This is a genomic window from Paenibacillus sp. 7516, assembly GCF_002272715.1.
Taxonomy (GTDB): Bacteria; Bacillota; Bacilli; order Paenibacillales; family Paenibacillaceae; genus Paenibacillus; species Paenibacillus illinoisensis_A.
On record NZ_NPBI01000024.1, the window covers coordinates 250359 to 262776 of the forward strand.

Sequence of the window (12418 nt, forward strand, 5' to 3'; positions counted from 1 at the left end):
CGAATGTCCTTATTTACATGTCATAGGGAATAGTGTAACTTTTTCCCTTCTCATGCGTTAAATACGTTTGTATGATTTTGAAGCGGCTCATCTTAGAGCTACACAAAAGGGAGGTTATCGTTATCTATTACGCATTGACTTATCGAAGCTGGTCGGACGATCGGCAGGCCGAGACCGGGCAGCTGGAGCACGTATCTGTTACCCGGGATGAACTGTTTATGCGCAAACTGGTGGATGCAACCCTGATGAAAAACAAATTATGGGCCCACCTGTCCAACGAGTGCGAGGATCTGCGGGATCATGCCATCTATGTGACTGCGTACGACAGCCAGATGCCGGCAGATTACGGTACAGCGATTGCGGACGCTGCACTGGCCATGTGCAAAATGTCCTCGATGTACAGCGCAGAGTACATGCTGTGGAATGGAAAGGCATTTCAGGAGTTGGAACTCGCAGACTCGTCCTCGTACACGATGGAACTCGCCGAGCGTCTGCTGGACCATTATATGGTTCGTAACGGAACGACGTATGAATTCGTGTATTCGGTGCTGGATGCGGATCGCCGGAAAGTGTTGTTTTTTATGAAGGAGGTAGACCTGTAATGACAGAAGAAGAGCGGCACCATTCATCGAAACCCGGGTCAAAGGCGAAGCTGGTTGCCTTTTCCCTGATGCTGGCTGTACCTGCGGTATTGTCGGGCTGCGGCAGCAATGACGAGTGCGACCCGGATTACGACACCGGATGTGAGTATGATTCCAGCAGTGGGCATTATTATTATGGCGGTTCATACGGTGGCGGCAGCAGTAGCAGCAAGAGCAGCTCGTATAGTAGCTCGAAGTCCAAATCGAGCGGGTTTGGCAGCTTCTTCCGCAGTTCGGGAGGTTAAGGGGTATGAGGCATATCCACTCACTGCCATATGGTCACGAAGAGGTGTTTGCGGGCGAAGCAGGGCAGCATGTTCCGTATCACCGGATGTATGGCAAGCAATATTGTGTACCCTCACTAACCCTGTATACGCCTTACGAAATGAAGGAATTGCAGCATGCCGCTGCACAGGTTGATGGAATATACAGCAAAGTCATGCGGTTTATCCAGCAGTACATGCCGGATAGCTTTCTGGAGCAGCAGCTGGGTATTCATCCAGGGCTCATTGCGACAGCAAGGATGGAGACGGTGACGGGTGGTATTACACGTCAGGACTGGATCATCGGCGAGGCGGGGTTCAAGTGTATCGAAAACAATACCGACACGCCTACGGGCATACCCGAAGCTGCGGTGCTGGAGCGCATTATGGTGGGCATGGCCGAACGTGATGACTTCAGGGCGCCATCAGCAGACATGGATGCCTGCATCCGGGAATGCTTCCGCGGGTGGCTGGAGTCTTATGCCGAGCAAGGTCTGCGAGGACCAGTGACTTTTACTTCATTTGGTGAGCATGTGGAGGATCGGACCAATACGGAATATCTGATGAGACGCTGCCAGGAGGCTGGATATGAGGTGCGTTATGCTCCTCTGGAGGAGCTTGAGATTGTTCCCGGAGAATCACTGTATCATGATGGGCACGAGATTCAGCTGCTGTATCGTCTGTATCCGCTGGAGTATCTCGTTGATGATCGGGATGAGACAACAGGTGTGGACATCGGTGCAGCACTGCTTGCACTGGTACAGGAAGGCCGGCTTGGGCTGATGAACCCCGTACAGCATGTCCTGATGCAGAGCAAAGGCTTCATGGCTGCGATCTGGTCACTGTATGAGCGCAATGAACAGACACCAGAGTACTGCGGTTTTCGGTTGTTTACGGATGCGGAGCTTGAGTCCATTTCGCGGTATCTGTTGCCCACTTATTTTGAAGCAGGACCCTTTGAACTGGAGTCTACTCCCTATGTTGAGAAAAGCTATTGGGGCCGTGAGGGACGAGGCACACTGCTGTTGGGTGAAGGAACGGAGAGTAACGCATCAGGAGCAGGCCAGGACGAAGATGAAGAAATCGCTGCGTATTATAACAACCAACCGAAGATTTATCAGCAGCTGGTTCCGATGGAACAGGCGAGCATTCTGACAGAGGATGGGGAATATAGCGGCTATCTGCTGACGGGCGTGTTTGTCATAGGTGGGCGTTTCGCCGGTGTACTGCCCCGAATCGGGGAGAAAGTGACCGGAGATATGGCCTATTATTGTGCGGCTGCGGTCAATGAACGTATTGGATGATGAGGAGGAGTAGAAATGGATAATTTGGGATTGAACCTGCTGAATGTAGCGGTGGGTGTCGGCATTCTGCTGGTGGTATTGGTATGTGGGTATTTCGCTTTTAGCAAGCTGACCCGGTATAACGATAGTGAGGAAATTGCCAAAGGCAACGAAGCAGCAGGGATGTATATGGGCAGCAAGCTGCTGGGACTGTGCATTATTGTCGGTATGGTGTCCTTCTCCACGCATTCATGGCTGGATATGCTGTTATGGTCTGTGCTTGGAATCATTATTCTGTGTCTGGTCTATATTATATTTGATTTCCTGATTCCCAAAATGCGTGTATGCGATGAGATTGCAAGAGGCAATCTGGCGGTAGCACAGCTGCTGCGTTCCATTATCATCGGCGTTTCCATCGTCATCGGTACGTTTTTGATGTAAAATGTACCCTAGTGTTTATGTGGAATGAATATTAAACGGAAGAAGGAGCGCGGCATCATGAGAAAAGTCATCATTGATACAGATACAGCAGGAGACGATACAATTGCGATCCTGACAGCACTGCACCACTTCCAAGTGGAAGGCATCACGATTACGGGGGGTAACGTCCAGTTTGACCAAGAGGTTGAAAATGCTCTGTACACCGTACAGGTTGCTGGACATGGCGGCAAGGTCCCAGTGTACAAAGGGTGCGAACGTCCGCTGATGGCCTACGGGCAGGCGCAGCACCGCACAGTGGAAGATGTGCATGGTGACGACGGCATGGGCGGCGCGCATTTCCCCAAGGCAGATCAGCGTCCCGAAAGCAGCCACGCGGTTGATTTTATCATTGAGAAAGTGCATGCCAATCCGGGAGAGATCTCTCTTCTGGCGATTGCACCCCTGACCAACATTGCGATGGCGATTCAAAAGGACCCGACGATTATTCCAGAGATTGCTCATCTCTACATCATGGGCGGTACGAATAATGCACTGGGCAATATTACGCCAGCGGCGGAGTACAACTTCTACGTTGACCCTGAAGCTGCCAAAATTGTCCTGCATGCCGGCATTCCAACCACGATGGTTGGCTGGGAGATGTGTACCCAATATTCCGTTATGGATGATGACGACCATGCAGAAATTGCAGCGCTCGGAACATCCGGAGCCGATTTCTTCACAGCGATCAACAGAGTGGTTATGCAGTTCAACAAGTCAGTACATAAGCTGAATGGCACCACACACCCGGATACACTGCTGATGGCGGTAGCAGCAGACGAATCGCTGATGACGAAGTCTGGTCAATATTACGTGGATGTGGAAGCCGCAGGAGAACTGACGCGTGGATACAGCGTAGTGGATATCAACGGACGTTTCGGCAAAGAACCTAACGTGCGCGTATGTGAAGCCATCGATCGGCCGAAGTTTAAATCCATGCTGTTGGATGTTTTGTCGGCTATTCAATGAACCAAGGAATGATCTAAACACGGCAAGCCCACTTGGGTCCGCAAGGACCAGGTGGGCTTTTCTTGTTACATTTCGTTAGCCTTGCTGCAGCAAAAATGAACGGATTCCGGTGGTGACCAGGTCGTGGTCTTCTTCATCGGGCAGACCCGATACCGTAATTGTGCCAACCTGTCCCTGACCCTCCACAATCAATGGAAAGGCACCACCAGCCAGTACGAAGTCTGAGGAAGGCAGGCTGAAATCCTGCTCGAGCGTTTTATCCTCACTGCGCAGACGCAGGGCGGTATGCCATGAGCTGGAGGAGAAGTGGTTTACCACGTTGTTTTTACGCCGGATCCAATCCTCATTGTCCGGGTGGGTGCCTTCCATGGCATGCAGGAAAAGGCGGTGTCCACGGAGGGTAATGTCGATGGTTACGGCCTGTGAACGGCTTTTTGCCTCCTCGATCAGATGGATTCCAAGCTTTAGTGCCAGTTCAGAGTCGAACGTACGAAATACCAAATCCTTTTCTTCCTGCTGCATTTCCTTAAGTCTCTCTGTCATCGTTAGATTCAATTTACAGACAGCCCCTTTACATGTGTAGTTTATGTCTACATTCGACGTAAGATAGGGTGGTCCCTTCCGAGCTCCGGTTGGGTTATGGTTTTGCCTTCTGCCCTGCATTTCCACAACAGTCCATTTGGAGACATGACTTTAGCTGTGGTAAAGTGAAGGAAACGTAACTTTGGACATTCCACAGGTTTACATAGGATAGAGCAAAACGAGTTGGGCAGGAGGAGAGGCAATATGCTGTTTTATTTTATAGCACTGCTGGTTACGCTGGTGGATCAGGGAACCAAGATGGCCGTGAGAATGTATATGGAAGTCGGGGACATGATGAGACTCGGTGACTCGGGCATGCAGCTGCAGCACTATGAGAACAGCGGGATGGCGGGAAGCATGTTTCAGGGAAATGCGCGTCTGTTCGGCGTTGTCGCCATCCTGTTCATTGCCGGCATTCTGTATTATCGAAGAAAAGGTGAAATTCGCGGTTTCTGGATGCAGGCAGGAGCAGGCTTCATGGTCGGTGGAGCCTTGGGAAATGCAATCGACCGTTTTGTATTTGCAAAAGTAACGGATTTTCTAGTATTTCCATCTGGGCGGGGCATTCTCAACCTGGCTGATGTAGCAATTAACATTGGGGTGATACTCTTGGTGATCGGAATGTTAATCCGTGCATTGAAGAGCTACCGGGCCAAGCGATCACGCAATGCCTTGCCCAAAGTTGAACGTTGGTAATACGATATTAATCAAGTGTTGCAATCACGCACAATGGAAAAAAGAAGGACATCGGATATAGGCCGATGTCCTTCTTTTTGTTATACAGCCGTACAATCTGGAAAATACACCCATGATTCATTTTAACCGAAACCGTTTTAGAAATAGAAAAGGGTTGAATAACGCCATTCTGTATGGTGGATAAGGTGAAAGGATTAACCATATGGTTATTTCACCAGTTTAATGGGTAAATCTTTACGTATATAACGCTGAGGGAGGTACAACATGAGAACATCGCTTACCAAGGCACTCGGGACAATGCTGCTGTGTGGAATAATGGCTGTGCTCCTATCCTCTTGTACAAGTGGGGAGAGCGCAAACGGCAAAGTGCAGGTCGAATTTTTCCAGAACAAACCCGAAGCCAAAGCAACTTTTGACGAACTGATCAAAACTTTCAATGCGGAGCATTCCGATATACAGGTCACTCAGGTGAATCCGCCCGATGCGGAGACCGTGTTGAAGACCCGCGTCGTGAAGAACGATGTGCCCGACATTATGGCCATGGGTGCAACCGATACATATTCGATTTTGGCCCAAAGTGAAATTTTTGCTGATCTGACGGACAGCTCGCTGACCAAGACCATTGATCCGAATTACATACAAATGCTGAAGGATGTCACGGGTATGGAGGAAGTGACCGGTATTCCTTACGCAACTAATGCAAACGGCATCATGTACAACAAAACGTTGTTTAAGGAAATGGGACTGGATGTTCCCAAGACATGGGACGAGCTGATTGCTACCGCCCAAAAGATCAAGGATGCGGGCAAGATTCCGTTCTACTTCACCTATAAGGATGACTGGCAGACCAATCTCCCGTTCAATGCACTAGGACCCAACCTGGTCGGTATTGATTTCTATCTGGATCGTCGCGAGAACAAGGTGACCTTCAAGGAGAAATACCGCGAGGTGGCGGAAAAGCAGCTTGAACTGATGAATTACGGTCATGGCGATAACTTCGGTAAGGCCTATTCCGACGGTAACCGGGCTTTTGCCAACGGTGAAGCATTCATGTATATCCAGGGAACCTGGGCGATCTCCGAGATTCGCAAAGCCAACCCGAATGTGGATATCGGCTTCTTCCCTTTCCCGACCGGAAATGATCCAAGTGAGATCAAGCTGGTGAACGGCATCGACTCCCTTTTTACGATTTCGGCGGATACGCCAAACCGGGAACAGGCTGAGACCTTTATTGCATTCCTGCTGGAGCCCGAAAACATCGGGAAATACATTGAAGAGCAAACGTTATTTGCAGCAGTCGAAGGTGTGGAGCAGGACGACCCTGCGGTGCAGGAGCTGACGCCTTATATCGAGCAGGGCAAAGTTATTGATTTTGCCGATCACTACATTCCGGCTGCGGTGCAGCTGAATTCCATCGTACAGTCCTTTTTGCAGAACAAAGACATCGACAACTATCTGGATACACTCGACAAAGAATGGGACAAGGTAGCGAACCGGCGTTAAGCCTTGTCCGAAGGAGGATGGAGTATGAACAAACGTATGGCACCCTATTACTGGATGACGGTTCCGGCGGTGGTATTGTTCTTCGTGTTTATGACGCTGCCGGCTCTCCAGGGGATTTATTATTCCTTTACGAACTATAACGGGTTTGGGAAAAGCTATGATTTCGTTGGTTTCAAAAACTATTTCAACCTGTTTCAGGACGACAATGTAGGCAATGCTTACTGGTTTACATTCAAGTTTGCCATCGTGGTAACTATTCTGACCAATATTCTGAGCCTGCTCATCGCACTCGGGCTGAATGCCAAGATCAAGTTCCGCAACTTTTTCCGCGGCATTTACTTCCTTCCGAACATCCTGAGTGTATTGATCGTAGGTTACATATTTAACTACCTGTTCTCGAACGTTTTTCCAATTTGGGGACAAAATCTGGGGATTAATGCCCTGTCGACGAACATTTTGGGTAGCGAAAGCCTGGCATGGATCGGGATCGTTATCGTGGCCGTATGGCAATCGGTAGCACTCAATACGATTCTGTATCTGGCCGGTCTGCAAACAATACCAACAACGCTGTACGAGGCATCCAACCTCGACGGTGCAGGCAAATGGCGTGAATTCTGGAGCATTACCTTCCCGCTCATTGCCCCATTTTTCACCATCAATATGGTACTGGCTATGAAAAACTCTCTGATGGTCTTCGATCAGATCGTTGCCTTGACCAACGGTGGACCCGGCCGAGCGACACAATCCATCTCTCACCTGATCTATACGGGTGGATTTGAAGGCGGCGAATATGCATATCAATCTGCGAACTCGGTTATTTACTTCATCGTTATTGCGGTGATTTCGATTCTGCAAATCCGGTTCCTGCAAAGAAGGGAGATGGATCTGTAATGAGAAGCCGTACACGTACCAACTGGCTGGTGATGCTGCTCGTTATTCTGGGCACATTATTCATACTATTTCCGCTCTATATGACGGTTACGATTGCGTTGAAAAATCCGGAGCAAATGGCTCAGTCGGTATTTGCCTTCCCGACCCAATTGCACTGGGAGAACTTCGCAAGCGCCATCGACATGACGAACTTCTTCCAATCGTTCCGTAACAGTGCTGTCGTTACTGCATCTACTGTCATTTTGACGCTCCTTAGTAACTCCATGGTGGCTTACGCTATCGCCCGCAATATGGAGAAACGCAAGTTTTTCAAAGGGCTGTACTATTACTTCGTCAGTGCGATGTTCATTCCGTTTCCGATCATCATGCTGCCGATTGTCAAACTGACATCTTCACTGGAGATGACGAACCTGCTTGGCTTGACCTTATTACATACGGTGTATGGACTCGCCTTTAACGTCTTCGTGTATGTCGGATATATCCGGTCCATTCCGGTGGCACTGGAGGAGGCAGCTTTTGTGGATGGAGCGACAACCTGGGGCACATTCTGGAAAATTATTTTCCCGCTCATGGCACCGATCAGTGCTACGGTTGGTATTCTGACATGTCTGTCCACCTACAATGACTTCCTGCTGCCGCTCATCATTATCAGTGATCCGGCACAGTACACACTACCGCTGGTGCAATACGTCTTCCAGGGTCAGTTCAATACCGACTTTAACCTGGCATTTGCATCCTACCTGCTGGCTTTGCTGCCGATGATTATCATCTATCTGTTTGCTCAGAAGTGGATCATTAACGGGGTAACTCAAGGTTCTGTAAAATAAAGCATTGTGAGTATAGAGGGGCGGACCTAAGAGTCCTCTCCTCTCTTTTTTTATTCCAAGGACGCACTCCGAACATTTCGAACGGATTGATTAACCCGGGAAACTGTGCTATTTTTTATTCGTTAGTTTAATCATTAAACAAAGAGAGCGAGTGTCGTATTTTGCAAGCGCTTTAATTAAATAAGTGAATGAAACCAGCATCGGTGTACTCAATCTCAAGAGCAAGGGAGTAGGATGGTGGTTTTTTTACATGCAGAAAGGAGAATGGACGGAGTTGCAGAGGAAATCAGGGCGCTATAACTCGCTTCGCAATCAGATCTTTGTCGGTTTCGTCATGGTGATGCTCATTGTTCTGCTGCTCGCAGGTGTAACCGCCTATGACCGGGTGGCTGCGTTGCTGAAGAGCAATGCCGAGAAACATATCCATCAGACCGCAGTGCAGGCCAGTGGACGGTTGGATGCGCTCATTGCACAGGTGAACTCCCTGACGGCCCAGGTCGCGGATGATTCGTATGTGCAGCGTCTGCTCAGTGACGAGAAGCGTGGTAAACCGGCCACTTTTAATCAACGTCAGGCACTGCTTCAGATTGCAGGCAGCTATCAATCTTTTATTAACGGGGCGCAAAGTATGGAGATCTACACAACCGGATACAACCGTATATTCCCGATGGATGACCGATCCCTGGATCTCCGAGTGGAGCGCAGCTGGATCACCCAAGCCGATGAAGGCAAAGGCAGATTAGTGTGGGCAGGCGCTGACCCCGAAGACCCGGGTGTACTTCTCGCCATTCGTCGAATCAACCTGCTGGATCATTCTTTTGAACATGGGGGCTATGTTGTGGTGCGGATGCAGCGTAGTTTTTTTCAACTGAATGATTCGAATGAGGCAGAGGGTTTACAGGATTCCATCCTGCTGCTGGACGGCGATAGTGAAGTGGTGACTTCCAATCTGCAGATTAACCTTGATCCCAAGGCCATTTTGGACAGCGGGTCCGTCGTTCAGAATGGAGAGGAATCCTATATCGTTGTCCGCCATAAGTCCGAGCTGACGGGATGGACACTTGCTGTACTGACACCGCTAGGAGAAACAACCGAAGGGGTATCGATCCTGAGAACGGCGCTGCTTGTTTCGGGAATCATTGGTGTGGTGCTGTTTCTTGTGATGTCCTTTTTCCTGTCCACCATGATCACACGTCCGTTGATTCGGCTGATGCGGGCCATGCGCGGGGCACAGCCCGGAGCGATGAGACCGAATCTGATGGTCAGCTCCACCATGGAGATCAATGAGCTGAATGATGTGTATAACCAGATGGTGTACAGGCAGAACGAATTGACACGTGTGGTGCACGAGAAGGAAGTCATGCAGTCCCGGGCCGAGCTGAAGGCGCTGCAATCCCAGATTAATCCCCATTTTCTGTTTAATACCCTGGAGGCATTCTATTGGTCTTTGGAGGAAAAAGGAGAAGAGGAGCTGGCACTTAGAGTTATTGCCATGTCCCGGTTATTTCGCTACATCATCCCGGGTCCTCATCAGGATGAATGGGTCACGATCGCGGACGAACTGGAGCATGCAGAGCGGTATTTAAACATTATGCAGATGCGGCTGGGCGAGAGAATGCAGTGGGAGATCAGGCTGAGCGAGGAACTGCGCAGCGTGCCTATCCCCAAGCTGCTGATCCAGCCATTGGTGGAAAACGCGATACTGCACGGGATTGAAAATACGTTAAAGCCGGGAAAGGTGGAGATCCGTGTTGAACCTTCCTCGGTAGAAGGTCGTGTACGCGTCAAGGTCCAAGATAATGGGCCGGGCATGGATGAGGAACGTCTGCTATCCATTGTTCAAGCTTTGGACGGCGGGCCTGCTGCATCCACCAAGGGAACGGGAGTGGGGCTGATCAATGTGCATCGCCGGCTGAAAGTCTACTTTGGCAGCCAACTGGGGGATGCAGCCAAACTTGTGGTGGAGAGTGAAGTCGGGAGAGGGACCATCATCTGTTTTGAAATTCCGAGGGAAACGGGGGCTGCACATGATTCATGAGAAAACCATTCTGATTGTGGATGACGAGCCGCGTACAAGAGAAGGCATACGCAAAACACTTGAGGCCTGGTCTACTGGGCGGAACCGGATTCAGACGGCCGCAAGCGGTGTTGAAGCCAGGGACTGGCTCGCCAGCCAGCCTGCAGATCTCCTGATCACCGATGTTCGCATGCCGGAGTTCTCGGGCTTGTCGCTGGTGGAGGCCATTCAGCATTTTCCCAGCAAGCCGGCTGTCCTGATTATGTCGGGGTATGCGGACTTTGATTATGTCCACCAGGCAATCAAGCTCGGTGTGGTCGATTATCTGCTCAAGCCGATTGACAAAGAGCAGCTGCTCCAGACCGTACAGAAGGCACTGCACGTCCATGAACAGCAGCGGCGCATCCAAACGATACAGGAGATGGTTGATCCGAAGCTGTTCGAGGTCAAGGAGCGAAGAGAACAGCAGGGCAATACCCCGATTGGCGAGGCTTTGGCATACATTGAGGCACATCTGGGTGAACCGATGACCATGCGTGAGCTTGCCGATTCGCTGCATCTGAACTCCAGTTATTTCAGCGTGCTGTTCAAGGAGCAGATCGGGCTGAATTTCAGTGAGTATCTCATGCGTAAACGGGTACAGCGGGCCAAGGAATTGCTGGTGCAGACAACGATGCCTATCTCGGAGATCGCGGAGAGCGTCGGTTACCAGACCGATAAATATTTTATCAAAGTCTTCAAGAGCCTGGAGGGGCTGAGTCCAAGCAAATACCGGCATGCCGTAAATGAAAAGAGTTAACAAGTTCACCTTAAAATAGTGGAGTTTTACCAAATCGTCCTGACCTTATAGCGTGGTGATGCCCGTGCTACAATTTCAATAAAGCGGTTACATTAACCGAAAAACCACTATTGGGGGCTGGAAATATGAGCAAAAAAACGCTGGCAATGCTTCTGTCATGGACGCTGGTTCTCGCTGTCATTTTATCGGGGTGCAGCAATGGGGGTTCCGGTGGAGGCGACGAATCCGGCAGTAATGGCGGCGGAGAGGGCAGTGCCGCAGACGGAAAGGTCACGCTGAAATTTATGCATCTCTGGCCGGCAGGCAGTTCTGCGCAGCAGAACAAGCTGGTCAACGATATTATCCAGCAGTATCAAACGGACAATCCAAATGTGACGATCAAGCAGGAAGTGCTGGAGAATGAACAATACAAGAACAAACTGAAGATTCTGTCCGCATCCAATGAACTGCCCGATGTGGGGGTAACCTGGGCAGCAGGCTTCCTGGAGCCTTATGTAAAGGGCAATCTGTTTGCGCCGCTCGATGAACTGCTGAATGGATCCCTTGGTGAGAAGTTTATCGCCGGAACGACAGAGGCTTACGCGGTAGACGGCAAAACCTATGCGCTCCCGATTGAGCTGAATATATCCCCTATTTATTACAACAAAGCGATCTTTGCCAAATATAATTTGCAGCCGCCAGCCACATACGATGAATTCCTGAATGTGCTGAAGACGCTGACCGAGAACGGCGAAGTGCCGATTGCACTCGGGAATAAAGACCGCTGGACCGGTTCACTCTGGTATATGTATCTGGCGAATCGTCTAGGCGGGGATGCGCTGGAGAAAGCGATTAGTGGCTCAGGCAAGTTTGAAGATCCTGCGCTGACACAGGCTGCGGCAGAAGTACAGAAGCTCGTCGATATGAACGCATTCAACAAGGGCTTTAACGGGTTATCCAACGACGAAGGCAAATCCGAATTCATGAATGAGAAGGCTGCCATGTACCTGATGGGAACGTGGGAACTGCCGAACTTTACTACGAACCCGGATATTCCGCAGGAATTCAAGGATAAGGTTGGATTTTTCAAATTTCCGACGATTGACGGCGGCAAAGGAGACATCAACAGCTGGGTAGGCGGACCGGGCGTAGGGTTGTTTGTGGCCCAGAACTCCAAAGTAAAGGAAGAAGCGCAGAAGTTTGTGCAGTATTTTGTGGAAAAATGGGGCGAAAGCTCCGTGACCGAAGCAGGGGTCATTCCGGCGACCAAAGTCGATACGGCGGCAGTACAGCTGCCACAGCTCTATATCGATCTGCTGAACGAGTTGAATCAGGCGAGCAGCCTGACACTCTTTGCAGATGTGCAGATGAAACCAGCTGCTGCTCAGGTGCATCTGGACATGATTCAGGCATTGTTTGGCAAGGCGGTCACTCCTGAGGACTTTGTGAAGAATCATCAGGCTGCGATTGATAAAGGCAACTGATGTACAC

The 12418-nt window shown here is 50.1% G+C and carries 13 protein-coding genes; 12 read left to right on the top strand and 1 reads right to left on the bottom strand.

Annotated features, from left to right (window positions below):
* The first annotated feature begins 134 nt into the window (after nucleotides 1–134).
* From CHI14_RS20725 to CHI14_RS20745, 5 genes are read left to right on the top strand one after another with little or no spacing between them, the layout of a single operon-like run.
* Nucleotides 135–602 carry a hypothetical protein gene (locus tag CHI14_RS20725; RefSeq protein WP_095290874.1) on the top strand — a complete coding sequence of 156 codons (468 nt, stop codon included), beginning with the start codon at nucleotides 135–137 and terminating at the stop codon, nucleotides 600–602.
* The gene (locus tag CHI14_RS20730; RefSeq protein ID WP_095290875.1) at nucleotides 602–886 is read left to right on the top strand and encodes a hypothetical protein; all 285 of its coding nucleotides are present in this window, start codon (nucleotides 602–604) and stop codon (nucleotides 884–886) included. Before CHI14_RS20725 ends, CHI14_RS20730 begins: the two co-directional genes overlap by 1 nt.
* 5 nt (nucleotides 887–891) lie before the next feature.
* Complete coding sequence (locus CHI14_RS20735; RefSeq protein ID WP_095290877.1) at nucleotides 892–2208, top strand: glutathionylspermidine synthase family protein; 1317 nt, start codon at nucleotides 892–894, stop codon at nucleotides 2206–2208.
* Between the two features lie 15 nt (nucleotides 2209–2223).
* On the top strand, nucleotides 2224–2628 hold the full coding sequence (locus CHI14_RS20740) for a DUF350 domain-containing protein (protein ID WP_095290879.1): 405 nt from the start codon (nucleotides 2224–2226) through the stop codon (nucleotides 2626–2628).
* A gap of 57 nt (nucleotides 2629–2685) precedes the next feature.
* Nucleotides 2686–3633, top strand: a complete 948-nt coding sequence (locus tag CHI14_RS20745; RefSeq protein WP_095290881.1) for a nucleoside hydrolase — start codon at nucleotides 2686–2688, stop codon at nucleotides 3631–3633.
* Nucleotides 3634–3708: 75 nt separating this feature from the next.
* Here the strand turns inward: CHI14_RS20745 and CHI14_RS20750 are convergent, their stop codons facing one another.
* A complete protein-coding gene (locus CHI14_RS20750) occupies nucleotides 3709–4176 on the bottom strand; it encodes a heme-degrading domain-containing protein (RefSeq protein WP_095291263.1) in 468 nt (155 codons plus the stop codon).
* Nucleotides 4177–4419: 243 nt separating this feature from the next.
* Between CHI14_RS20750 and lspA the strand changes: the two genes are divergently transcribed.
* The 7 genes from lspA (at nucleotide 4420) to CHI14_RS20785 (ending at nucleotide 12411) form a co-directional block, all read left to right on the top strand.
* On the top strand, nucleotides 4420–4911 hold the full coding sequence (lspA, locus tag CHI14_RS20755; RefSeq protein WP_095290883.1) for a signal peptidase II: 492 nt from the start codon (nucleotides 4420–4422) through the stop codon (nucleotides 4909–4911).
* Between the two features lie 315 nt (nucleotides 4912–5226).
* Nucleotides 5227–6414, top strand: a complete 1188-nt coding sequence (locus tag CHI14_RS20760) for an ABC transporter substrate-binding protein (RefSeq protein WP_481856439.1) — start codon at nucleotides 5227–5229, stop codon at nucleotides 6412–6414.
* Nucleotides 6415–6438: 24 nt separating this feature from the next.
* Nucleotides 6439–7305 carry a carbohydrate ABC transporter permease gene (locus CHI14_RS20765; protein ID WP_095290884.1) on the top strand — a complete coding sequence of 289 codons (867 nt, stop codon included), beginning with the start codon at nucleotides 6439–6441 and terminating at the stop codon, nucleotides 7303–7305.
* A complete protein-coding gene (locus CHI14_RS20770; RefSeq protein ID WP_095290886.1) occupies nucleotides 7305–8132 on the top strand; it encodes a carbohydrate ABC transporter permease in 828 nt (275 codons plus the stop codon). Before CHI14_RS20765 ends, CHI14_RS20770 begins: the two co-directional genes overlap by 1 nt.
* A 250-nt stretch (nucleotides 8133–8382) precedes the next feature.
* Nucleotides 8383–10170, top strand: coding sequence for a cache domain-containing sensor histidine kinase (locus CHI14_RS20775; RefSeq protein ID WP_170948209.1), 1788 nt, complete (start codon nucleotides 8383–8385; stop codon nucleotides 10168–10170).
* On the top strand, nucleotides 10160–10948 hold the full coding sequence (locus tag CHI14_RS20780) for a response regulator (RefSeq protein WP_095290887.1): 789 nt from the start codon (nucleotides 10160–10162) through the stop codon (nucleotides 10946–10948). The genes CHI14_RS20775 and CHI14_RS20780 overlap by 11 nt, the downstream gene beginning before the upstream one ends.
* Before the next feature lie 125 nt (nucleotides 10949–11073).
* The gene (locus CHI14_RS20785) at nucleotides 11074–12411 is read left to right on the top strand and encodes an extracellular solute-binding protein (protein WP_095290889.1); all 1338 of its coding nucleotides are present in this window, start codon (nucleotides 11074–11076) and stop codon (nucleotides 12409–12411) included.
* Nucleotides 12412–12418: the final 7 nt, after the last annotated feature.